This is a genomic window from Thauera aminoaromatica (assembly GCF_000021765.1).
Taxonomy (GTDB): Bacteria; Pseudomonadota; Gammaproteobacteria; order Burkholderiales; family Rhodocyclaceae; genus Thauera; species Thauera aminoaromatica.
In genome coordinates this window covers 1-23,232 of the sequence record NC_011667.1, presented here as the reverse complement: position 1 = coordinate 23,232, position 23,232 = coordinate 1, and the positions used below count along the sequence as shown (strand labels likewise).

At 61.5% G+C, this 23,232-nt stretch carries 21 protein-coding genes and 1 pseudogene; 11 read left to right on the top strand and 11 right to left on the bottom strand.

Going from position 1 to position 23,232, the window contains the following annotated elements; all coding sequences use genetic code 11:
• Nucleotides 1–117: 117 nt before the first annotated feature.
• Entirely contained in the window at nt 118–729 is a 612-nt protein-coding gene (locus tag TMZ1T_RS19920) for a hypothetical protein (RefSeq protein ID WP_012592893.1), read from the top strand.
• A 75-nt stretch (nt 730–804) separates the two neighbouring features.
• Here TMZ1T_RS19920 and TMZ1T_RS19915 read toward each other — a convergent pair whose 3' ends face one another.
• Both TMZ1T_RS19915 and TMZ1T_RS19910 read right to left on the bottom strand, forming a co-directional pair.
• On the bottom strand, nt 805–1,335 hold the full coding sequence (locus tag TMZ1T_RS19915; RefSeq protein ID WP_012592892.1) for a hypothetical protein: 531 nt from the start codon (nt 1,333–1,335) through the stop codon (nt 805–807).
• 19 nt (nt 1,336–1,354) lie between these two features.
• Nucleotides 1,355–2,434, bottom strand: a complete 1,080-nt coding sequence (locus TMZ1T_RS19910; RefSeq protein ID WP_012592891.1) for a tetratricopeptide repeat protein — start codon at nt 2,432–2,434, stop codon at nt 1,355–1,357.
• An 898-nt stretch (nt 2,435–3,332) separates the two neighbouring features.
• Here TMZ1T_RS19910 and TMZ1T_RS19905 point away from each other — a divergent pair.
• From TMZ1T_RS19905 to TMZ1T_RS21235, 3 genes are all read left to right on the top strand, one after another.
• Nucleotides 3,333–4,370 (top strand): IS630 family transposase, encoded by a 1,038-nt coding sequence (locus TMZ1T_RS19905; RefSeq protein ID WP_012592890.1) that lies wholly within the window; start codon nt 3,333–3,335, stop codon nt 4,368–4,370.
• Between the two features lie 364 nt (nt 4,371–4,734).
• Nucleotides 4,735–5,085 (top strand): nucleotidyltransferase family protein, encoded by a 351-nt coding sequence (locus TMZ1T_RS20820; protein WP_012592889.1) that lies wholly within the window; start codon nt 4,735–4,737, stop codon nt 5,083–5,085.
• A gap of 409 nt (nt 5,086–5,494) precedes the next feature.
• A complete protein-coding gene (locus tag TMZ1T_RS21235) occupies nt 5,495–5,965 on the top strand; it encodes a hypothetical protein (protein WP_144312246.1) in 471 nt (156 codons plus the stop codon).
• 241 nt (nt 5,966–6,206) lie between these two features.
• On the opposite strand, the gene TMZ1T_RS19900 is transcribed toward TMZ1T_RS21235, so the two are convergent.
• Both TMZ1T_RS19900 and TMZ1T_RS19895 read right to left on the bottom strand, forming a co-directional pair.
• On the bottom strand, nt 6,207–7,529 hold the full coding sequence (locus tag TMZ1T_RS19900) for an ISL3 family transposase (RefSeq protein WP_012592888.1): 1,323 nt from the start codon (nt 7,527–7,529) through the stop codon (nt 6,207–6,209).
• A 92-nt stretch (nt 7,530–7,621) separates the two neighbouring features.
• Nucleotides 7,622–7,816: pseudogene (locus TMZ1T_RS19895) on the bottom strand (ISL3 family transposase); the annotation flags it as partial.
• A gap of 176 nt (nt 7,817–7,992) precedes the next feature.
• On the opposite strand from TMZ1T_RS19895, the gene TMZ1T_RS20815 reads away from it, so the two are divergent.
• Nucleotides 7,993–8,934 carry a GIY-YIG nuclease family protein gene (locus TMZ1T_RS20815; RefSeq protein ID WP_144312245.1) on the top strand — a complete coding sequence of 314 codons (942 nt, stop codon included), beginning with the start codon at nt 7,993–7,995 and terminating at the stop codon, nt 8,932–8,934.
• Between the two features lie 2,000 nt (nt 8,935–10,934).
• Here TMZ1T_RS20815 and TMZ1T_RS19885 read toward each other — a convergent pair.
• The gene (locus tag TMZ1T_RS19885) at nt 10,935–11,711 is read right to left on the bottom strand and encodes a hypothetical protein (protein WP_012592884.1); all 777 of its coding nucleotides are present in this window, start codon (nt 11,709–11,711) and stop codon (nt 10,935–10,937) included.
• A 399-nt stretch (nt 11,712–12,110) separates the two neighbouring features.
• On the bottom strand, nt 12,111–12,725 hold the full coding sequence (locus TMZ1T_RS19880) for a recombinase family protein (RefSeq protein WP_012592883.1): 615 nt from the start codon (nt 12,723–12,725) through the stop codon (nt 12,111–12,113).
• Between the two features lie 295 nt (nt 12,726–13,020).
• On the opposite strand from TMZ1T_RS19880, the gene TMZ1T_RS19875 reads away from it, so the two are divergent.
• The 5 genes from TMZ1T_RS19875 to TMZ1T_RS19855 all read left to right on the top strand — a co-directional run bounded on the left by TMZ1T_RS19875 (nt 13,021) and on the right by TMZ1T_RS19855 (nt 18,828).
• Nucleotides 13,021–15,987, top strand: coding sequence for a Tn3 family transposase (locus tag TMZ1T_RS19875; protein WP_012592882.1), 2,967 nt, complete (start codon nt 13,021–13,023; stop codon nt 15,985–15,987).
• Between the two features lie 139 nt (nt 15,988–16,126).
• Nucleotides 16,127–16,807 carry an SOS response-associated peptidase gene (locus TMZ1T_RS19870; RefSeq protein WP_012592881.1) on the top strand — a complete coding sequence of 227 codons (681 nt, stop codon included), beginning with the start codon at nt 16,127–16,129 and terminating at the stop codon, nt 16,805–16,807.
• A 180-nt stretch (nt 16,808–16,987) separates the two neighbouring features.
• The gene (locus TMZ1T_RS19865) at nt 16,988–17,944 is read left to right on the top strand and encodes a DNA-binding protein (RefSeq protein ID WP_012592880.1); all 957 of its coding nucleotides are present in this window, start codon (nt 16,988–16,990) and stop codon (nt 17,942–17,944) included.
• Nucleotides 17,937–18,542: a 3'-5' exonuclease gene (locus TMZ1T_RS19860; RefSeq protein ID WP_012592879.1), complete on the top strand. Its 606-nt coding sequence runs from the start codon at nt 17,937–17,939 to the stop codon at nt 18,540–18,542. Before TMZ1T_RS19865 ends, TMZ1T_RS19860 begins: the two co-directional genes overlap by 8 nt.
• Before the next feature lie 31 nt (nt 18,543–18,573).
• Entirely contained in the window at nt 18,574–18,828 is a 255-nt protein-coding gene (locus TMZ1T_RS19855) for a helix-turn-helix domain-containing protein (RefSeq protein ID WP_012592878.1), read from the top strand.
• 4 nt (nt 18,829–18,832) lie between these two features.
• Here the strand turns inward: TMZ1T_RS19855 and TMZ1T_RS19850 are convergent, their stop codons facing one another.
• The 3 genes from TMZ1T_RS19850 to TMZ1T_RS20800 all read right to left on the bottom strand — a co-directional run bounded on the left by TMZ1T_RS19850 (nt 18,833) and on the right by TMZ1T_RS20800 (nt 22,045).
• Nucleotides 18,833–19,321, bottom strand: a complete 489-nt coding sequence (locus tag TMZ1T_RS19850) for a thermonuclease family protein (protein WP_012592877.1) — start codon at nt 19,319–19,321, stop codon at nt 18,833–18,835.
• 396 nt (nt 19,322–19,717) lie between these two features.
• Nucleotides 19,718–20,749, bottom strand: coding sequence for a hypothetical protein (locus tag TMZ1T_RS19845; RefSeq protein WP_144312244.1), 1,032 nt, complete (start codon nt 20,747–20,749; stop codon nt 19,718–19,720).
• A gap of 1,047 nt (nt 20,750–21,796) precedes the next feature.
• Entirely contained in the window at nt 21,797–22,045 is a 249-nt protein-coding gene (locus tag TMZ1T_RS20800) for a helix-turn-helix domain-containing protein (protein WP_012592875.1), read from the bottom strand.
• Nucleotides 22,046–22,210: 165 nt separating this feature from the next.
• Here TMZ1T_RS20800 and TMZ1T_RS19840 point away from each other — a divergent pair, with 165 nt between their 5' ends.
• On the top strand, nt 22,211–22,636 hold the full coding sequence (locus TMZ1T_RS19840; RefSeq protein ID WP_012592874.1) for a hypothetical protein: 426 nt from the start codon (nt 22,211–22,213) through the stop codon (nt 22,634–22,636).
• Here the strand turns inward: TMZ1T_RS19840 and TMZ1T_RS19835 are convergent.
• Nucleotides 22,606–22,935, bottom strand: coding sequence for a type II toxin-antitoxin system RelE/ParE family toxin (locus tag TMZ1T_RS19835; RefSeq protein ID WP_012592873.1), 330 nt, complete (start codon nt 22,933–22,935; stop codon nt 22,606–22,608). The genes TMZ1T_RS19840 and TMZ1T_RS19835 overlap by 31 nt on opposite strands.
• A complete protein-coding gene (locus TMZ1T_RS19830) occupies nt 22,932–23,210 on the bottom strand; it encodes a hypothetical protein (RefSeq protein WP_012592872.1) in 279 nt (92 codons plus the stop codon). The genes TMZ1T_RS19835 and TMZ1T_RS19830 overlap by 4 nt, the downstream gene beginning before the upstream one ends.
• Nucleotides 23,211–23,232: the final 22 nt, after the last annotated feature.

Below are 23,232 nucleotides of genomic sequence, written 5' to 3'. Positions count from 1 at the left end.
AAGACGCGTGGCAATTTATCTACATCGTCCTATGCTGACCGTATGCACTCACATCCTGAAGGCCAGAAGGTCCCCGGCGTGATGCAGCCGTAACAAATACGAAAAACGGAGGAAGCCATGAGACACATGAAACACGCCTTAGCGGTCTCGCTTATCACCATTGCGTGCCAGCCCGCGTTAGCCCAGGAGTTCAGGGCTCAGGCTTTGGTCTTTGATGTCACGATGGAACCCAAAGGGATCATGGACACCACAGCCGAGTGCCTGAACCATTCGGGGTGTTCGTCTGCACTGAAAAGCCTTGCCTCGTACGTCGGCGTCCCGCCCAATGCCGTAGATTTCGCCACGGTACTGGCCGGGCTCACATACCAGCCTGACGGGGAGACGACAAGGTACGACCTTCACACGAACAGCGGTTACCAGACATGCCGCATATCGATCGACGTGCTCTCAACGACGCCCGCCGACGGTTCCCATGCTTCGTTGCTAGACGTGGCGGTCCATCCCAACAGGGTCCATCTTGTCTCTTGGACACCGACGCAGAACATGGGCGGAGGGAGGTCATGGGTGGACGCGCGGATCACGTTGCTTGAGGTCCGGGACGACGTCGCCCAGTCATACCGCAACAACGGAGGATGCCACCCGACGGCAGATCGCGTGTGGGTCTACCGCTGCAGGGGAAAATCGGGGGACGGCGACGGGCGCCAGCCTTGTGGGTCTTACCGGGGATGACTTGATTCAGTCGGGAGCAGGGCCGGTCCGACACGCCAGGACGGATGCGATCGGTTGGATATGAATTACACCTGGTCAGTGCAGCGTCCCGCCGGCCCCGCCCTCGCCTTCCTTCACCGGCAACAGATCCGTGAACCGCCCCTGCACCTCGGTGTAATGCCGGAACTCGGGCACCCCGATCGTGCGCTTCTTCTTGCTGATCCCCTTCGGCTTGATCGGCACCTGGGCGACCCACACGCCGTGTCTCGTCTCGAGCGACAGGCTCACCACGTCGATCCGCCAGCTCGCCGGGCAATCAGCCAGCGAGCCGTACTCGTCGAGGATCTCTTCGTAACGGGCGACCTTGTCGGCCCGCAGGCTGTAGGCCTCCATCAGCACGAAGACGAAGTCGGCGTTGAGCTGCTCGGCGAGCATCTTCACCGAGCGCGCCGCGACGTCCTTGTCGGCAGGCCCACGCCCGAAGAGCGGCGTCGGCACCGTCGCCCCGGTAGTGAAGTTGCCGACGAAGGCCATCGCCGCGAGCTCCTCGCCCTTCTCGAGAAACTCGCGCGCCTTGTCGATCAGCGGCGCAATCGCCGCCTGGTAGCGTTCGGGGAGCTGGCTCATGTCGGGATCCTCGCCGGGCTCAGCGCTCGCGGCGCATCTTCACCGCCGCCTCGTATTCGCGATCGAGCCCGGTTCCGGCGTCGCCCTTGGCGTCGAACATCCGGAACCCCACGTGCATGTACGCCAGCAGGGCCAGCCCGGAGAACTCGCCCTCGAGGTTCTCGAGCGTGTAGCGCACGGCCGGCTTGTTGATCTCGAGCCCGTTGCGGCCGAGCAGCGCGATCTCCATCACGATCTGCCCGACCTTCGCCTGGTCGAGCTTGGCGAAGCGGTCCAGCGCCGCCTGCATGTACATCACCGCGTCCATGCGCAGCCCGCCGTCGACCGCCGCGCGCAGCTCGTCCTGCCCGATGCGCGTGAGCGCCTCTTCGGCCATCTCGCCCGCCTGGTGCTCGGGAAAACGCTTGACCACCGCCTTGTACTGCTCGGCCGCCTCCTTCACGTGCGAGGGCCCGAGCTCTTCCAGGCACTGCGCGAGCCCGAGCTGCGCCCCCGGATCCGCCGGCGCGAGGCTCGCCGCCTGGCGGAAGAACGGCAGCGCCTCGGCCGTCCGGCCGGAACGCATCAGCACCGCCGCCAGGTTGCGCTTGGCGAAGGCGTTCTCCGGCTCGAGCTTGACCGCGTCGCGCAGCGCGTCGGCGGCCTCGTCGGCGCGCCCGGTGCGCGCGAACGCTACCCCGAGCGCGATGAACGCGTTCGCGTGCGTGGGGTCGAGTTCGACCGCCCGCTGCAGCGGGGCGACCGCCTCTGCCGGTCGCCTCAGTTCGGACAGGCACAGCCCGTGGCTGTAGGCGATCTCGGCGTCGTCCAGCATGCCGTCGAGCGCCTCGAGCACCGGCAGCGCATCCTCCAGGAAGCCGTTTTGCAGCAGCCCCAGCACGTAGGCCTTCGGCTCGACCCCGCGCTCGGGGACCGCGACCACGCGCACGAAACCCTCATCGACCGCCACCACGGCCTGCCAGCCCCGCGCCGCGTAGTCGAGCGCGTAGCGCCCGATCACCGCCTGCTCGAACTCGGGCGTGCCGCGCGGCGGCAGGCCCGCCGGGTCGAGGTCGTCGAGCGGGATCTGGAAGATTTCTGGGGCTTGGCGGGTGGTCATCGGGGTATTCGGAGGATTGAGTTCGGCCTGGATTGTCGCACCGCGCGCCGCCCATCTGCGGTTCAGTGCGTCACCCTGCTGCAGGAAAGCTGCTTGCCGGCTCCCTGCTTTGCTTCTCTGCAGACCGCCTTTTTCGGCGGTGCCGGGGTGGTTGGGCTAGAGATTGCCGGAGCGGTGAAGCTCGGTTGGGGGGGCTGGTTTATGGCCCCCCTGGGGGGGCCTGTTCAATGGGGAGGGGGGGCCGGCGCAGCCGGGGGAACCCCGTAGGGGTGCCCCTCGCCCGGCTTCGGATATGCGATTTATCCACAGTGCGTGCGACCTATTACAGGTCAAGAGATAAAGGAAAAAAGCTAAAGGCATTACCTAAAGGTTTAGGGGGGGGGTCTTTATGCGTACCTGGGGGGGGCGACTATGCGCGCAAATCCCGGAAAGGGGGGGGCGACTATGCGTGGACGGGGGGGGCGACTATGCGTGGACAACTCCGACGGTCCACAGGCTTATCCAGATCCTGGCGATCGCCCCCACCGCGCGCCGTTACATTCCATGCGAATTGGCTAAAAGGGGTGCGATTATGCGTGCACCTGCAAAATTCACAATGAATACAATTATTTATAGGGGATAGGAGGCGGTGAGGGGAAAAGCAGCAGCCCGCCTGTGACTTGCTCGACTTTTGCCTTCGGATACACCGCGAGCACTTTCTTGAGTGCGGGCAGAAAAGCCTTCTTGGGGGCGTCTCAGAAAACGGATCGCAAAGTACGCTAAGCGTGCGCTGAGGCCGGCTCCCAGTGGTACAGCGTAGGAATGGGCGGTAGAACAAGCAGTCGTGTCACCAGCCGCCAGCCGCCATTTGAGTTATTAATCAGGCCCTTAAATAGGCTGTTTTCTCTATAATGTGTGCATGGAAAAGATCGATGCACGCAAGCTGGGTCCTGAAGGGCGCGAGACGCTGCGCAAGATGGTGCTGCGCCTGAACACGCAGTCCGGAATGACGGGCGTGGAGTTGGCGAAGATCGCCGGAGTCCATGTGCGCACGGTGCAGGCGTGGCTGAGGAAAGCGCGCACGGACGGTGTCGGGGCGTTGGTCGAGAAGACGCGAGGCCGTCCCTATGGGGCCTGCCGGAAGCTGACGATGGCGCAGGAGGTTTGGGTGCGGCAGCGCATCGTGGCTGCGGTGCCCGAACAGCTGAGCTTGCCTTTTGCCCTGTGGACCCGGCGGGCGATCCAGGCCTTGGTGGAGCAGCAATTTGGACTGCAGTTGTCCGATCGCCTCGTGGGCAAGTATCTGAAGCGCTGGGGCTACACCGCCCAGCGCCCGGTCAAGAAGGCGATGGAGCAGCGCAGCGATCTGGTCCAGGCTTGGCTGCGCGAGCGCTACCCGGCCATTGCCACGCGCGCCAAGGCCGAAGGCGCGGTCATTTACTGGGCGGACGAAACGGCGGTCAAGGAAGATACGAACTGGATTCGAGGCTTTGCGCCGGCCGGCCGCACGCCCGTGCTCGAGGCGTCGGCCCGCTGGGCCAAGCTATCGATGATCTCGGCGATCACCAACCGGGGCGAGATCGCTTTCCAGATCGTCGAGGGCACGATCAACGCCGAACGCTTCATCGAGTTTCTCGAGCGACTGATCGCCAGTGCGGCGAGCAAGGTGTTCCTGATTGTCGATAACCTGCGGGTGCACCACGCCAAGCTCGTCCAGGCCTGGGTCGAGACGCGTCGTGCGCAGATCGAGCTGTTCTACTTGCCGCCCTATGCGCCCGAGTCCAATCCGGACGAATACCTGAATCACGACTTCAAGACCGCGCTGCGCCTGGAGCCGCCCAGCCGCGATGATTCGCAGCTCTTGAAGAAGGCCCACGCCATCATGGACCGCATCGCCTCGCTCCCCGAGCGTGTCCGGTCCTACTTCGAACACCCGGCCGCTGCGTATGCTGCGTAGTGAGCGTATTTAAGGGCCGGGTTAATAATCAGTGGCGCTGGGGCGCCGCAGAACTCGGAAATAATCGTGCGCTAAGTATTTGACATTTTTAGCGACGGTCTCTTGACGACCCAAAGCGGCCATCCAGACTTCTCTGAAGCCGCCGGTCAGGCAGACCAGCCTACTGCGAGTTTCGTTGCCATGAAGCTGCCGTTCGTGACCTCACACACCCGGCCATCAGCAGCCGGTCGCCACCCGATCCGGATAGCGGTCATCCGGTCGAGTCGGTATGCTCTCCACCTAAGTCCAGCATGGATCGGATCACCCCACTATGTCGTTGACCGCAACTTTTCCCACCATTCTATTCTGCACTTAGTTTTTTCCTATGCAATTAGCCGAGATACATGCGCTACTTACTGCCTGGGCTGCCAAAGAACCTTTGGTTGGTCGACTCTGGTTGTTCGGTAGTCGTGCTCGTGAACAACATCGCCCTGACAGCGACGTTGATGTTGCTATCGAACTCGATATGTCGGCTGTGAAGGGAGTGGATGAAAGTGGAGGCATGGCTACTTGGGCGTTTGATGCCAAGCCGTGGAAGCCAGAGCTTGAAGATTTGCTTTCGCTGATCGTTGACCTCCAGCGTTATAAGGCCGGGGAAACTAGAATTGTTCAAGCTGGCTTGGATCAATCTAGCATCCTCGTTTATGAGAAGCAAAAACGAGAGATCTTGGTTTGAAAGGATGACATGATGAGTTTGCTCAAAATGTTTGGCCTCGGGCCGAAAGAGAGAATCTGTGCTGGTTGTGGCGAAAAAAGAATCCTGCGTGATCGGAAGCAACCCAATCCTCGCCACCCGGATAGCACAAGATACTGGGGGTGCCCATACGGACCCGGCCTGTATTGCTGCAAACCCGAGAACGTTGGTAGGAAGATCGCAATAAATGTGTTTGCCCGGGGACAAAAACGTTATGCGTGAAACCACCAAGGTGGCTTTGAAAATTCGGCTGTGACCCGTGAGCGTTGAGCGACTTCTTTCTTTAAAGCCCAACGGAGGTCCAGGGTCGAACCGAGCCAGTAACGGATGAGCAAGTAAAAGACCAAGCACTGTGATTCCAAAAGTCGTCCCCAAATAAAAAGGAAGTTTCATGGGAGCCCGAAGAGTCTCGACGAACGGCTGGCTATTCTGGCTTGCACAGCATGCAAAACTGGGGCTTGTGCTCCTAGATGAGGCTGTGCAGAACGGAGTTGAGAACGGCATGCTGCGTGCCTTTGTTCTTGCTTCGCGAAAAACTGCTGACTTCGAACGACAGGACTTCAAAGAACAACTATCGCCAAATGTGTCCGACCAAGAGTTTGTCCAACTTGTCGGCGCCTACAATGATTTCAAGATTTACAACGGAATGTCGCTTAAAGCACCTCCAGATGTGGCTCACGCCAATTTTCTTCGACACAGGGGGCTTCCCGATTATGGAGTGAGGAAGAAGAATCCAGTCAAGACCCATCGGGTTACTCACTGCTGGTCATGTAAGAACCCGCTTGATAATAAAGTTGAAATTGAATGTGTTGAGTGCGGCTGGATCGTGTGTACGTGCGGCGCGTGCGGATGTGCGCGGTAAGCGCTGTCTGCCGGGCTTCCGCACTCGGACATCATCACGCCGGCGTTCGCTAAGTTGCTGAGATTCCTAGCGCTTCTACCTGAGTCCAGAACGGGAAGGAGTCATGAGCTAGCCCAAACTTGCGGGCTCCGATGAATGGCTCTATGCCGTTTCCAGTGGAAATTGACTTCTCAACAAACATGACGGTAGCGCCCGTAGTCGCGGGGGAGGCTCTATGCCGTTTCCAGTGGAAATTGACTTCTCAACAAACATGACGGTAGCGCCCGTAGTCGCGGGGGATGGCCGGCACCAAGGGGCTTTGTGGTAGATGCTTGAGCTTGGACATGCGCAGGTAGGCAATCGCGATGAAGTTCTCGGGGTCCCGGAAGCCTCGGGCAGCGGACTTCGCTTTCTGAAGCAGGCCGTTCATCGCCTCGACGTAGGCGTTGCTGCGCCCATCGAGCATGCCGCGCACGACGCCACCGAGATGTTCCTTCAACGTGGCCGCCAGGCGCTTGAACGGTTCGAGCCGCGAGCGTCGCGCCCAACTCATCCACTTCGTCAGTGCCCCGAGGGCGATCGCGTCGCTGTTGCTGTCGCGCGCCTCGCGGTAGACGAGCCGCAGGGCCTGCTTGAGCCGCCAGGCCCGCGCGCTCTTCAGGTTCGAGCGCTGCAGCCAGTGCATCGCCTCGAACTGCGCGCGGGTCCAGCTCGCCGCGTCCTTTCGCATGCCCCACAGCAACTGGCGAAGGGTCTTCTTGCTGTCTGCGCCGACCGCTTCGCGGACCGCCGCAGCCGAGGTTCGCATCTCCTCGCGGCGCACCTCATCCATCGCCGCATTGGCCAGGGCAACGACGTGGAAGCGGTCGTAGCTGATCTGCGCGCTGGGCAGCGACTGGCCAATCCCCTTGGCGTAGGCCGCGCTCATGTCGATGCAGGCGTGCTCGATCCTGGCCGGATCGCCGCCGTGCGCACGCAGGTCATCGGCAAAGGCTCCCAAGGTTTGATGGTCACGACCGGGGCAGGCGAACAGCAAGCGCTGGGCCGCCAAGTCATGCACCACGGTGATGTACTGGTGCCCACGCTTGACGCTGGTCTCATCGATGCCCACGTGCCGCACGCCCGACATGTCGTCCTTGGCGCGGGCCACCTCGACATAGTGGCGCACCCGCCGCCACAGCCGCTTTGGCGCAACCCGCATCTGATTGGCGGCCTGGGTTACCGGCAATTCCCGGCACAGCGACAGGCCCAGCGCCTCGAACAGCAACGTGAAGCCACTGCCCTCGCGTGCCCACGGCACCGGCAACTGCGCGGTCTTGCCGCAGCCCGAGCACTGCACGCGCGGCACCTCAGCATGCAACCACGCTTCGAACTGGAAGAAATCCAGGTGTCGCCAACTGCGGCGCACCCGGTCATGGATCAACTGATGCTCGACCCCGCACGCAGGGCAGGCTGCACGCTTGCCGGTGTGCTCGACCTCGAAGTCGATGCGCCGCTTGGCCGTGTTGAGCTCGACCTTGGCGACGTGCCAGGGCGGCTGCAGGCCAAGTGCGGTGGTGAAGAGGGCTTCGATCTGGTTGTTCATCGGGTGCGAGGTCGGCGTCAGTGTCGGGCGGTTGTACCACCGCAGATCATGTTTGTTGAGAAGTCAATTTCCACTGGAAACGGCATAGAGCCTCGCCAACTGCGGCGCACCCGGTCATGGATCAACTGATGCTCGACCCCGCACGCAGGGCAGGCTGCACGCTTGCCGGTGTGCTCGACCTCGAAGTCGATGCGCCGCTTGGCCGTGTTGAGCTCGACCTTGGCGACGTGCCAGGGCGGCTGCAGGCCAAGTGCGGTGGTGAAGAGGGCTTCGATCTGGTTGTTCATCGGGTGCGAGGTCGGCGTCAGTGTCGGGCGGTTGTACCACCGCAGATCATGTTTGTTGAGAAGTCAATTTCCACTGGAAACGGCATAGAGCCCGATGAATAGGAGGGCGGTGTTGCACTTCAGACTTGAAACCGCCTTAATAAAGCCCCTGCTATGTCGTTCTAATGGAGATTCAAGTGGCAAAAGGATTTCTGTACGTCTTGACAAACCCGACGATGCCCGGCCTTTCCAAGGTTGGAAAGACCACGAGAGAGCCCGATACTCGGGTCGCCGAACTTTCCTCTCCAACTGGAGTGCCTCAGCCCTTCTCACTTATATTTCAGCAACCGGTTTCAGACTGTGACAGCGCTGAAGCCTGGGTGCACCGCGAACTTGAGCGAGGTGGGTATCGCCACGCGCAGAATCGGGAGTTCTTCAATGCCCCTCTACACGTCGTAGTTCAGACCGTCGCTCAGGCAGCTAATCTCATGCCTATCAGTACAGGCTACAGTGAGGACCCCAGCGAAATACCACCTCAAACGTCTGAGGACTTGGCGGAAAATCTCTACGAACTCGGGCTCGCATACATGGATGGTACCGAGACGACGCTGCCGAACCCAAGAGAGGCCGTCAAATGTTTTGAGCAGGCCGCAGCCCTCGGGCATGCCGCAGCATGTTCGGCGGCAGGTAGCATCTATCGTTGGGGCAATGGTTTTGTGAGACAAGATCTCGAAATGGCGTTGCGAGTCTATCTGCGGTCCGTGAAACTCGGCACGTGGTCAGATCTGGCACTAATCGCTGGAATATTTGCAGAGAGAAACCTAAAAGAAACTGCCAATAAATATTGGAATAAGTTCTTTGCAGCCGCTCAAGAAGATTATGGAGAGCGTCGCGACCTTAATGTTATGCAATATGGCGTTTGGTACTGTGAGGCGGTAGCAACCGGCGAGCTTGAGCACAGCATTGACGACTCATGCTTGACGTATTTCGAGCCCTTGTTAGTAGCCGGCATTGAGAAATCAATGGAGAATTTAGTTAACGACCACGATGCAAGTTATGCCGATTACAAAAATGGACGGCTTCGTTCTGCTCGGATGTTCGTAGAGCAGCTAAAGAGGCGGAATACGATCTCCCAATAGCGATATGCAGTTGCTCCATGAGTTTCACACCGCACCGCTAAGCCCAAGATCGCACGGAATCAGCGCCAAGGGCCGCACAGTCGGGCGAGTCCCGCGATATTAGGCGTCAAGAATGAAAAATACCAACCGTGTTCCACTCATTTGGGAAGACGCACAGACTTGGATGGCGAAGGTCGAGCGTCTTCTACCTGCAATCTTTAACGACTCGGTAGTGAGTCAACTGAGGCAAGAAGAATGCGACGATGTCACCACTGACGATCTGAGTTGGCTCTCGCGTCTTCTTCCTGGTTATCTTAGCGACGCACACGAACTGCGATCAAAAATACTTGAAGAATTGCGGTCTTGCTTTACGCACCTGGCAGCGCATCACGGATGCCGGCCTGCGAGTCTCGAATCCTATACAAGCTTTGGTATAAGACCATTGGACGCAGAGTCCGCACTCGAGGCACTGATCAAGCGCGTTTGCGACGATCATAGCCCGAGCCCCACGGAAGAAGAACTTCGTTCAGCTAGCGCGCAAGTGGACCCCAGATATCGAGAAGGTCGGGTATTTTTTGAAGCCAGTAGGCGTCATCTAGTTGAGCATTGTGGTCACTATCTGCTCTACGGAAGCGAGTACGCGATCGGAATACTTAGGAATGTCTCTTCAGAAATAGATTACGCGCAGTTGCTGAAGCTTCAAGGTCGGCCGACACTTCTGACATGCGAGGTCCCACTGAATTGGCTTCAATGGGGAACTCTCGAGGAACTCACCGGTAGCCTCGTAGCAACGTATTTCAAGAGGAGATTGGAGCCCCAGTACATGCACCCTCAGCGCGGCGAAGGCTTCGGATTTGAGATTTTTCGGGCACTGCCACCAGAGTTCATCGTTCAAGTCAGCCATCCTGATCATGTACGTGATCCAATCGCACTCTACGCCTAGCGGCAGCTTTCCAAGAGAGCGACCGGCTCCTCAGGGTCGGGATGCGACCGACACCTACTCGGGTTCATCGCCGGAAAGCCGTCGCTGGAGATTCGCTTCCCGTAAGCCGCCGCTCGCCGACGAGTCGTCTCGACCCGTTGCGGGCTGTGGTTTCGCGGAAAAGGAGCCGCTCAAGGTTCAAGGTGAGGGGCGCTGTGTTGGCAGGCTATTTCTATTTGTTTGAACACTGCTTGGGAGATGCAGCACAGATCTCCTTGAAGTAAGCGGAACAGCTCTCCGAGGTTCCTTTTTGAAACTTTGCACATCCTGTACCGTCACTGCGAAATTCTGCACAACCACCGGCACACGCAGTTTCTAGCCCCTTACTATCAGTTGTCCGTCCCGCATGCCCCGCCGTGTAGCAACCAGACAGTAGAACCAATATCCCGACGATAAATCCTATTCTCATTTCTGCCCCCGTTGGTTATTCACAAGCAAGCCCCGGCACAGCAAAAGGTCCATACGGCCCCACTCCTTGACAATAGCAGCCGAACCCCTTTGCTCCTGGAACAAAAAGCTGACATATTTCGTTCCCTGCTCGGTCGCAGCACGAATAGACCGTCGTGTATTTCCCTACGCATGCGTCAGAAGCCGTGGAAGCCCAATCGACACATGATTTCCCATCAGCGGCAAGGGTCCGACATGACGCTTTGCAACTCCGTCCACTCGGGCCATCCCAATAACCAACTGCGGTACAGCCCGACAGTGCACCGAGCATCGCCCATGCAAGAACTAGCGACGACCACGGGTCAGAAGTTCGATGCAACGTCTTGACGTCCATTCGTGGAATCCTAAGCAGATTTCCCTTTCGTCATCCCACACTTGGCAATCAGCCGCACATGAGCTCGTTCTTGTGCCGTAATCGAACCATCCCCGTCTCTTGCCTTCACTAGCACCGGCGCAGCCGAGAAGCTGCACTATCAAGACAAAGAGAAGGGCTGATCGCATTCGCGTACTGACAGAAATAGCTAATTCATTGGTTACAGCAGCATCCCAAAGCTTTGGAATGCTGCTGTAACCTCCAGTTAAACCGACAGTATCAGGCGACGCTCTTTTCCTGAACGATGACATTTGTGATCCAGCCAAGCGCTTTCGATCCCTTGGTTCCATCTTCGGTCACAAACGCATCGGAGCAGTTAGGGTTCCCATCCATCGCTAGTTTAATGGCGATGAGCTTTGCATCCTTACCTACCGTTGCGAAGGACTGGAAGATTGTCTTCAGCTCTTCCTGTGCCAAGAGATCTTTCAGTGTGGCATCCGCCAACGACGTACCACCGCCTTGGGCGAGCTTGACCAAAAACTTGTCGATAAAGCTCCGGTGTAAAACAAAAAGAGCTTTGCCCGCGCTGTCAACGATAGGCAAACGATTACGATTATTCTTTTCAAGAAGCGCTTCAATGAGGTCAGTTTTCAACTTGATTTTCTCAGCATCGCCTGGAGTGGAGAGTAAAAGCTTTGTCGTTGTTGAAGCGGTCATATCGAGCATCACCTCGGTAACAGGTATGCTCTGTAGCCTCTGCTCCGGGGTAAGCTGACGAACGAGATCTGCCGTCTGTCGTGAAGCAGCAACGAAGTTCTCTCGGGAAAAATAGAATGCCAGGACAGTTCCAACCCAAGTGCCAATTAATGGCAAAACTATTGTCAAGATGTCTTTGACGTATATAAAGCGCTTCTCAACACTGGTCTCATTGATGGCAACCAAGATTGCCACGAACCCGAGTAACCCAGTGACAGTAAGCGCAAAGTACGTGACGTGCCGCCCAATCTTAGACCTCGCGATGGCTTCTTCATCGGAGATTTGTGGGTTATCTGTCATGCTTCCTCCACCCGATATTGAAGGTTCGGAGAAGAGTGATTGTGAGGCCCAACATTCAAGGTTAGCTAGGCAACGGTCAGGAGGCCTCGCCGTTGAAGCCTCGCCCCCACCGAGACGTTAAGCCGCACTACTCGCCCACCTGCAAATGAGACTAAACCCGACTCTATTGATGGCCGGCGCGAATCTCATCGCTTCCTCGCACAAAACGCCTCCAGCATACCGCTCGCTTGCGGTGCATGTCCGCCTACAAGAACACGTGATCGCCGGCTACCACTAGCCGTAACGAACCAAGCGTCATCCGATTACTTCAACATAGACGAATGTCAGCGGCCTGCAAATGAAATGTAACGGTCACCGGCAGTTCCTGGCCGTAGTGAGCCATTCGCCTCCAGGCCAAGATCAGCCCCGTGAAAGCAACTTCAGGCCATCTGGACGCATCTCGCCCTTTGGCGAGACGTGCCGGTACAACGTCTGTCGAGTGACGCCGAGTTCCTCACACAGATCGCCAACCACGGTTTCAGGCTGCCCCATCGCCGCCATGGCCAATCGCAGTTTCGCGGCGGTCATCTTGAACGGCCGCCCGCCGTTCCTGCCGCGTGCTCGTGCCGATGCCAATCCTGCCATCGTGCGCTCGGAAATCAACTCCCGCTCGAACTCGGCCAGTGCAGCAAAAATTCCGAACACAAGCTTGCCCGCGGCGGTCGTCGTGTCGACCGCCGCACCGTGACCGGTCAGGACTTTCAATCCCACGCTACGCGCAGTCAGGTCGTGCACGGTGTTGATCAGATGGCGCAGGTCTCGGCCGAGCCGATCGAGCTTCCACACGATCAGCGTGTCGCCTTCACGGAGCGCCTTCAGGCAAGCACTCAACCCAGGTCGATCATCGCGCCGGCCTGAAGCCAGATCCTCGTAGAGATGTGAAGGACTCACCCCGGCGCCGATCAGTGCATCGCGTTGCAGATCGGTGGATTGGGATCCGTCCGCTTTCGACACCCGCATATAGCCGATCAACATCTCTTCACCTGTCACATATACGTTCGATTACGTGACAGTGTGAGTCAGAAAGTTCAGGCCGTCAAAATTTGTCATTTAACCCGTCATCTATACTACGACATCCAAAGGGTCAGTCAGGCACATAATGTGACGTAAATTCCGGGGGATGCCCTCCTTGGCCAACGTGGTGCGTAACCGCTCCAGGGACTCCGGGTCTCGCCGCCCATAGGATGCCAGCGCGAACAGCGAGCGGGCCGTCTCGGGAAGCTCGGGCGGACTTGTCGCAAACCTTCATTTTCAAGAAGAGGGAGTCTGCATGCCCCGCCGTTCGATCCTGTCTGCCGCCGAGAGCGAAATCCTGTTGGCGTTACCGGAAACGAAGGAGGACTTGATCCGCCACTACACGTTCAACGAAACCGACCTCTCCATCATCCGGCAGCGGCGCGGCCCAGCCAATCGTCTTGGCTTCGCGGTACAGCTCTGCTACATGCGCTTTCCCGGCGTGATGCTCGCGGTAGATGTGGAGCCGTTTCCGCCGTTGCTGCGTGTGGTGGCTGCGCAGTTGAAGGTGCCACCAGAGGCGTGGGCGGACTATGGCCAGCGCGCCGAGACACGCCGCGAGCACCTGCTGGAACTGCAATCGGTCTTTGGTTTCCAGACCTTTGCAACGCGGCACTATCGCCCCAGCGTGCACGCCCTGGATGAACTGGCTTGGCAGACAGACAAAGGTTTCGTGTTGGCGACGGAGTTGGTCGAAGGGCTGCGACGAAAGAGCGTGTTGCTCCCGTCACCAGGCGTCATCGAGCGCATCTGCGCCGAGGCGATTACCCGTGCCAACCGGCGCATCTACGACACGCTGTCCGCGCCGCTGACAGACACCCACCGGCATCGCCTCGACGAGCTACTGAAACGCCGATACGACGGCAAGACGACCTGGCTGGCCTGGCTGCGCCAGTCACCCGCCAAGCCGAATTCGCGGCACATGCTCGAACACATCGAACGCCTCAAGGCGTGGCAGGCACTCGACTTGCCTTCCGGCATCGAGCGGCTGGTCCACCAGAACCGCCTGCTCAAGATTGCCCGCGAAGGCGGCCAGATGACGCCTGCCGACCTGGCGAAGTTCGAGCCGCAGCGTCGTTACGCCACCCTGGTGGCGCTCGCCATCGAGGGCATGGCCACCGTCACCGACGAAATCATCGACCTGCACGATCGCATCCTGGGCAAGCTGTTCAATGCCGCCAGGAACAAGCATCAACAGCAGTTCCAGGCAGCCGGCAAGGCGATCAACGCCAAGGTGCGCCTGTTCGGCCGCATCGGCCGGGCGCTGATCGAAGCCAAGCAGGCGGGCAGCGACCCGTTCGCCGCCATCGAGGCGGTCATGTCGTGGGACGCCTTTACCGAGAGCGTCACCGAGGCGCAGCGGCTCGCGCAGCCCGAGGACTTCGATTTCCTGCATCGCATCGGCGAGCACTACGCAACGTTGCGCCGCTACGCGCCGGAATTCCTCGCCGTGCTCAAGCTGCGGGCCGCGCCTGCCGCCAAGGACGTGCTCGACGCCATCGAGGTGCTACGCGGCATGAACAGCGACAACGCCCGCAAGGTGCCCGCCGATGCGCCGACCGACTTCATCAAGCCGCGCTGGCAGAAGCTGGTGATGACCGACACCGGCATCGACCGGCGCTACTACGAACTGTGCGCACTGTCAGAACTGAAGAACGCGCTGCGCTCGGGCGACATCTGGGTGCAAGGCTCGCGCCAGTTCAAGGACTTCGAGGACTACCTGGTCCCGCCCACGAAGTTCGCCAGCCTCAAGCAGGCCCGCGAATTGCCGCTGGCCGTGGCCACCGACTGCGACCAATACCTGCACGACCGGCTGACGCTGCTGGAAACCCAGCTCGCCACCGTCAACCGGATGGCGCTGGCCAACGAACTGCCGGACGCCATCATCACGGGGTCGGGCCTGAAGATCACGCCTCTGGATGCGGCGGTGCCCGACACCGCGCAGGCGCTGATCGACCAGACGGCGATGATCCTCCCGCACGTCAAGATCACCGAACTGCTGCTGGAAGTGGACCAATGGACGGGCTTCACCCGGCACTTCACGCACCTCAAGTCGGGCGACCTGGCCAAAGACAGGAACCTGCTGCTGACCACGATCCTGGCCGACGCAATCAACCTCGGCCTGACCAAGATGGCGGAATCCTGCCCGGGCACGACCTACGCCAAGCTGGCCTGGCTGCAGGCCTGGCACATCCGCGATGAAACCTACTCGACGGCGCTGGCTGAACTGGTCAATGCGCAGTTCCGGCATCCTTTCGCCGAGCACTGGGGTGACGGCACCACGTCCTCGTCGGACGGCCAGAACTTCCGCACCGGCAGCAAGGCCGAAAGTACCGGCCACATCAACCCGAAATACGGCAGCAGTCCCGGGCGGACGTTCTACACCCACATCTCCGACCAGTACACGCCGTTCAACACCAAGGTCGTCAACGTCGGCGTGCGCGACTCGACCTACGTGCTCGACGGCCTGCTGTACCACGAGTCCGACCTTCGCATCGAAGAGCACTACACCGATACGGCGGGCTTCACCGATCACGTGTTTGCGCTGATGCACCTGCTGGGCTTTCGCTTCGCGCCGCGCATCCGCGATCTGGGCGACACCAAGCTCTACATCCCGAAGGGCGATGCTGGCTATGAGGCGCTGAAGGCCATGATCGGCGGCACGGTCAACATCAAGCATATCCGTGCCCATTGGGACGAAATCCTACGGCTGGCCACCTCGATCAAGCAGGGTACGGTGACGGCCTCGCTGATGCTCAGGAAGCTTGGGAGCTACCCACGCCAGAACGGCCTTGCCGTCGCCCTGCGCGAGCTCGGCCGCATCGAGCGCACGCTGTTCATTCTGGACTGGCTGCAAAGCGTTGAGCTGCGCCGCCGCGTGCATGCCGGGCTGAACAAGGGCGAGGCCCGAAACGCGCTGGCCCGCGCCGTGTTCTTCAACCGGCTGGGCGAAATCCGCGACCGCAGTTTCGAGCAGCAACGCTACCGAGCCAGCGGCCTCAACCTGGTGACGGCGGCCATCGTGTTGTGGAATACGGTCTATCTGGAGCGGGCGGCGAACGCCCTGCGTGGCCATGGCCACGCTGTCGATGACGCCCTGTTGCAGTACCTGTCGCCGCTGGGCTGGGAGCACATCAACCTGACCGGGGATTACCTCTGGCGTAGCAGCGTCAAGATCGGCGCGGGCAAGTTCAGGCCGCTGCGGCCGCTGCAACCGGCTTAGCGTACTTTGCGATCCGTTTTCTGAGACGACCCCGATAACTCTCACGCGCATGATTGGACTGTAAAAAAATACAGCTTATTTTCGCCCAATGCGGCCGGTTTGGGGCGGCGATCGACCGCCGGGGCTGGAGGAGGACGCCATGTGCGGACGTTATGCGCTCTACGGTCCGGTCTCGCGCCTGCGCGAGGTTTTCGAGGCGGAGCCCGAAGGGTTCGCGTTCGAGCCGCGCTGGAACGCGGCGCCGATGCAGTGGCTGCCGGTGGTGCGCCAGCGACCGAACGGCGAGCGGGTGATCCACCGCCTGCGCTGGGGTCTGGTGCCGTCGTGGGCGAAAGACGAGGCGATCGCCACGAAGCTCATCAACGCGCGCGGCGAGTCGGTCGCCGAGAAACCCTCGTTCCGGGCGGCGTTCCACCGCCGGCGCTGCCTCGTGCCGGCCAACGGCTTCTACGAGTGGCAGCCGCTCGGTGACCGGCAGGGCGGCGGCAAGCAGCCGTTCTACATCCATCCGGTCGGGGGCGAGTTTTTCGCGCTCGCTGGGCTGTGGGAGCGCTGGACGCGCCCGGCCGACGGCGAAGCGATCGACACCTTCACCATCGTCACCTCCGAGGCCAACGCCGCGATGCGCCCGCTGCACGACCGGATGCCGGTGATCCTGGCGCCGGGGGATTGGTGGGCGTGGCTCAACGGGGCGACCGCCGCCGACCAGGTGCAGGCGCTCCTGCGCCCGTGCCCGGAGGCGGCGCTTGCGGCGTATCCCGTCTCGAGCGCGGTGGGCAACGTCCGCAACGATGCGCCGGCGCTGATACAGCCCGTTTGAGCGGCGTTTTGCCCGCTGCCGAGGCCGTCCCCTCGGTTCTGGGCGCCTGAGCCGTCCTGAACGGGCGTGGCGCCCTCCGTGGAAAAGGCCCCCTGCGTGAGCAGCGGGCAAATAATCACTTGCATAATCATAATAATCATATTATTATGATTATTATCTAGTCCCGATTGGAGTGCCGTTATGAACCCGAGCCTCTCCCTCGATGCCCGCGAACGTGTTTTCGCCGCGGCGAGCCAGATTTTCGAAGAATCCGGCCGGCAGACCATGCCCACGGTCGACCAGGTCCGCCGCCTGGCCAAGGTCGACATGCATGCGGCGACCGCGGCGATGCGCGAGTGGCGGCGGCAACAGACCGCCCAGGCGGCGCCGATCGCGGTCGCCGTGCCCGAGGTGGTGGCCAAGGCCAACGAACTGGCGGTCGCCCAGCTCTGGACACAGGCCCAGGAGCTGGCGAACCAGTCCTTGCGCGAGGCGCAGTCGGCCTGGGACGCAGAGCGCACTGAGCTCGACCAGATGCGTGTCGAGCTCTCGGACGCGTTCGAGGCCCAGGCCGCCGAGCTGGAGCTCGCGAAGTCGCGGATCGAGGCGCTCGAGCGCGAGGCGCGCGAGACGGCGGCGATCGCTGCGGCCGAACTCCAGAAGCTGCGCGACGAGCTCGCCCAGGTGCGCGCCGAGCTGGGGGTGGCGACCACCCGTGCCGAGCGTGCTGAAGCCACTTCGGCCGAGCTCGAGCACCGGGTTGCGGATCTGCGTGCCGAGCTCGACCGCGCCCACGCCGATGTCGATCAGGTGCGGGCCGAGCTCAGCCGTGCGCACGCCGACGTCGACCAGGCGCGCGGCGAACTCAAACGCGCGGCGGCCGATGCCGAGGGCCTGCGCAACGAGCTCGCCGCGGCGAAGGCGAAGGTAGACGCTGCCGAGCAGGCGCACCAGGAACACCGCAAAGAAGCGGCCAAGGAAGCGCAGCGTTGGGCCGACAAGGTGCTTGCCGCGCAGAAGTCGCACGATGCCATCGCGAAGGAAGCCGCCGCCGCGCGTGAAAGCGCCGCGCGTCTGTCGGGCCAGCTCGAGGCCGTGCAGGCGCAGAACACCGCGCTGATGGAAACCTTGCGCGGCAAGGTCGGCGGTAATGGCTGATCCGGCTGTTCGCGAGGCCATCAGCCGGCAGGCTCGTGCCTGGCTCGAGGCCAATGCGCTGATCCTCGACACCGAAACCACGGGCCTCGGCGACGACGCCGAGGTCGTCGAGCTCGCCGTGATCGACTGCGCCGGGGCCGTGCTGCTCGACACCCTCGTGCGCCCGAGCGGACCGGTCCCGGCCGAGGCCGCCGCGATCCACGGCATCACCGATGCCATGCTCGCGGGCGCGCCGACCTGGTCAGAGCTTCACGCCCGATTCTGCGGCCTGGTCGAGGGCCGCCAGGTCGTGATCTACAACCATGAGTTCGACGTCCGCGTGATCAGCCAGACCGCGCGCCGCTATGGTCTGCAGGCGCCGCAGGGGTTCGACCAGGTGCTCGACCCAGGCCGCATCCATTGTGCGATGCAGGCCTATGCCGAGTTCCGCGGCGAGTGGAGCGCGGAGAAAGGGCAGTATCGATGGCAAAAGCTCTCGGCCGCAGCGCAGCAGCAGGGCGTGACCGTTGAGAACGCCCACCGTGCGCTCGGCGACTGCCTGATGACGCTCGGTGTCGTGCGCGCCATGGCGTCTACGGGAAATGCCCAAGGAGTATGATGAGGGCGTTCAAAGATCAATGGTGAGCACGATGGCTGCCCCGAAACTCATCTTCTCCTCGGCTGACGAGATCAAGGCGTTCCGCCACAAGCATGGCATGAACCAGTCACAGTTCTGGGGGCGGGTCGGGGTGACCCAATCCGGTGGTTCGCGCTATGAGAGCGAGCGCAATATCCCCGTTCCGGTTCAGCTTCTGCTGCACATCGCCTATGCGCCTGCCGAGCGCGCGAACCGGCTCGTTGATTACCTTCGGAAGTGGAAAACCGAGGCGAAGTCCGGCGCGTGAGGGCTCACCGGGCGGTGGTTTTCCTCGCCTTCCTGAAGTCCCAGGGCGCCACCGGCGCCCGGTCGGCCCACAGGCCCTGCCGTTCGTCACGTGCGCGGTCTTCCGCTTTCGCGTAGCGCCACCTGTCCGCTGGGGACTGCTCCCGCGTGTACGCCTTGTAGTGCCACGCCATCCCGGCCTCGAGCTGGGCGAGGTTGGCATCGACGCCGTCGACCTCGAGCCGGCACACCGCGCGCTTGTAGCGGTCGGTTTTCGGGCAGTAGGCCGTCACCTGCCTTCCGAAGACGAGTGCGCCCAGGTGCAGCCGTGAGCGGTTGCCGAACGGCTGCCGGCGTTCGGGGGCATCGATGCCGGAGAGGCGGATCTTGTGCTGGCGCAGGTTGGCATCGAGCAGAGTGACGGTGTCGCCGTCGGCAACCGAGATGATGCGGCCGGTGAGTTCATCGGCGCTGCTGGTCTGGACGCCGGCCACGAACAGAATCGCGGCACCCACCCAGAGCGCTCCTTTCACCGTCCTGGCTCCATCTCCTTCGCCTGGAGCGGGAAGGGGAGCGTGAGGGCAGAGATGAGGGTGACCGCCAAGGCCGCGTTTCTCATCGGCAACCCAGGGCGTGGGTCAATATTCATACGTCACATGATATAGAGTTGTTCTGGCGCGGCAGGTTAGCACGGGACGTCGAGCTGGTTCAGGCGCTGTCAAGGTCGGCCAGCGGCCGCCCGAAGGGTTGCCTTGACAGCGTCTGAACCAGCATAGCCTCGAGCTCGGGGGCAGGTTTCGCATCGCGGGACCTGCCCCCGAGCCCCTGCGGGCGGTGTAGCGCTCCCCTCGCCGGGGCGAGGGGCGGGGGGGAGTGGGGCCCTGCGATGTGTCCAGCGGCACGATGTACAGCTAGTCCCCCCAGAGTGGTAGTGCCGCCAACGCCTCCTCCGCAGCAGTCCTGGTGAGTGCCTCGCCAAACTCGAGAATCAGCGGGTATCCGTCCTGACCCACACGGTGTGTGTCTTCAACCTGCCATCGCCAAAGGGTGTTCTTTTTTTGCCAGACCGAGAGTAGCAGTCCCTCCAAGATGAGTTCCTGGCCGCCCTCGAGGTTCTCCGTGGTGTCGCACCAGAGGGTGCGCCACTGGTGTAGCCGCTGCTTCACAGCATCGCGCGTGATCGTGACGACCTCTCCGGAAAAGTCCGTGACGGCAAGCCCCTTCAGGCTCAGTTTGTACAGACACACCGCGACGGTGTCTGAGGCATGGCGCTGCAGCGCGTTGAGGACACGCGCCCGATGATCGAGGCGATAGCCCCGCTCGTCGGTGGCTCCGTCCGCATAGCAGATCATCGTCTGGTTTGCCTTCAGCCTGGACAGTGTAGGTGCCTTGCCGAGAGCAACCTTGATCAGGGCCCGCGCCATCAGATCCATGTTCCTGCCGGATTTGCGGGTGGACTCAATTTCCACCCAGAAGACATCACCTTTGTCTGGTGGAATCGCGAGGCCGTCCGGAAGCTTGTCGACCGCGTTCTCCCGGCGCAGCCGGCGCTCTGGAATGACGGTGTAGCCTTGGCTTGAGAGCAAAGCAAGAAAGCTGTGGGCCAGGAGATCATGGCGCCACCACTTTGGGGCAACCCAGACACCGGCCAGAGTTTCACCCCAGTCTTTTCCTGAGCGTGCAGTGATGCCTGTACTTTCGAGCAGAAGGTCGGCGCCACGCTGGCTCAATACGAAGGCGCTTCCGCTGTGCGCGGGCAGCGGGCGGGGGATCACGAGGTGGCGAGCCGCCAGCTTTCGCAGGATCCTCTCTCCATATTTGATGTGATGTGTGTGCGCTCCCCAGATCAGCAGCCCGAGCTCTGGTGCTCGGAGCCAGCCAAAATCATGGATCAGCCGGAGCGCGGTGCGATCATTTTCCTGTCCGAGCAGGTGGCTATTCATTCCCATTTGCATGTTCCAAAGTCGTTTTCTTCGGGTGTTCCAGAACCTGTTCCCTTGAGGGTACGGATTGGAACAGGTGAAAAGAAACGCGAGCTATGGATTTGTCATGAAATGGGGTTCGGCTCTGGTCGATCCTTGAAGGTGTCGTTCCTGTTGGGGCGCACGGGCTGGGTCGGCCGCCTTCGGCGTCCTCCTTGCCGCCCTTGCCTTCACGCCCTTACGGGCTACAGCGCGGCCTTGCCGCTCGTGACTCCGCCCTGGGTCGGCCGCCTTCGGCGCCCTTCTTGCCGGGCTGCGCGGGCTGGGTCGGCCGCCTTCGGCGTCCTCCTTGCCGCCCTTGCCTTCACGCCCCTGCGGGGCTCCAGCGCGGCTTCGCCGCTCGGGGCCGCCCCCTCCCTACGGGCGGGCAAGGGCGTCTCAGGCTCCCCCGGCGTTCGGCTCTGCCGCCCCCCGGTCTCACCTCCTCGGACGGGGCCGAGGACCTCCGCGAGCGGGGTGACACGCCCTTGCCCTCCCATAGGGAGGGGGCGGGGCTTCGCCCCCTACGCTTTGGAGCGCCCGACTCGGCTTCGCCTCGCAAATGGGCGATCCAAAGCGTGGGCCCCCCACCAGGGCCACCGCCCTGGACCCGGGGCTGCGCCCCCGAACAGCGCCAGAGGCCGCCCGACTCGGCTGCGCCTCGCAGATGGGCGTCCCCTGGCGCGTCGGTTCCCCGCCCCGGTGGCAGTCCTGGCTTGGCCAGGCCTGCTGAGGCCACGCGTATTCATCCGAGCGCATGCCACATGCTGCATGCGCATGCAGCATTCAGTATGCGCATACAACATGCAGCATGCTGCATGTTGTATGCGTCTGGATTGCCACCCCTGCCGGTGGGTGGCCTGCAGGCTCCCATCCCTGTCTGGGGGGAGCCAGTAGCGTCCCGATTGGTTGATTAATCTTTAGGCAGCCGGGAAATCCCTTGCGCAGCAAGCACCCCGCAGACTTAACCGACCGACTGTCCACAGATCCTGTGGATAAGCTTTGGCCAGTGTCCCGCGTGCTCAGCGTTCAGTCGGCAGGCGGTGTCAGGAGCACGTGAAACGGCACGCCCAGGGTGCGTGCAAGCCGCTCGATGTTGTCGAGGGAGATGTTCCTTGCCTGGCGTTCGACGTGGGCGATGAAGCTGCGATCCAGTCCGCTCTCGAAGGCGAGCTTTTCTTGTGACCATCCACGCTCGCGTCGGAATCGAACCAGATTCGCAGAGAGTACGGCTCGAGCGGCGGGGGAATCTTGTGGAGTAGGGTGGTCGGGAGACATTTTCCAGAGTCTCCCGGCTTGATGTTTTTAAGTCAGTGGGTTTTGAGTCACAATATAGGGGCGAAAAATATCCAAAACGCCTCGACCGTCCCTCACCGCTCTGGCCCAAACGAGCCTTGATGAGACGGTCGAAGTCCCCAGAACCGTCAAGAATGGAGCGCAGAAATGTCCTTTTTCAGGACCTACAAGAAGTCGGAGTTGAAGAGCGTGCATGGGGCTGAGCCGGGTGAGCAGCGCTGGCCGTTCGTCCAGGTCGGGCTCCCGACGCCCATCTATCTCATGCAGCTCGAAAGGGCCGTCGAGGAGGACGCTACGATCGACTATGAGATCCTGACCGCAGACCTCGCCGAACTGGTCAACTTCTCTGAGGGGCGGTACCCGCCGCTTCGGCTCGTGAGCGTGGATCTCCTGATCAGCATCCCGCCTGTGAGCCGGCGCACCTTCCATGCGCTGCGGGAGGTCTGGGTCCCGCCGCAGGGGGGCGCTTACCGCTTCATCGTCGACGACCAGGTCACCCTGGACTTCAACCCGCTACAAAACCGATTCGACCCGGACGCGCTTCAGTGCATTTTCCGGGCGCCGGCAGCGTAATCAGCACTCTCATCAGCGAGCGCAGCAGGCGGCCACAGGCGCGCAACATGCACCACGGCCAGCACCCATACCGCGTCCTCGGCAAGCTCATAGACCAGGCGGTAGTTCTCGTGCGGAAAAAGCTCGCGCGTCCCTGCGATGAGGCCCGGTTTCCCGAGCTCCGGATGGGAGGAAAGTCTTTCGGCCGCCTTGCTGAACAGCGTATCCATGCGTGCAGCAGCACCGGGGTTCCGCTCGACGAGGTAGTCCCAGATTGCGAGACGGTCCTGCACGGCCTCGGGCGTCCACTGAACCCTCACAGGCCGCTCTCGGCACGCGCACGCCGAGCGGCGAACTCTGCCTCGACGTCCTCATTCGAGCGCCCACGTCCGGCACGGACCGAGGCGCGCGCTGTATCCACCTTCTCGTGCAAGAACGCCGCGTACTCGCGTGCCTGACGCTGGCGTTCGACGAACTCGCGCATCAGTTCTCGCACGACCTGGGAGGCTGGGCGGTGCGCGGCCTCTGCCTCAGCCATGAATGCGGCACGCAGCTCGGGCTCGAGCTTCAGGGTAAAAACGGCTTCTTTGGACATGCCTGCCTCGCTTCATTAATAC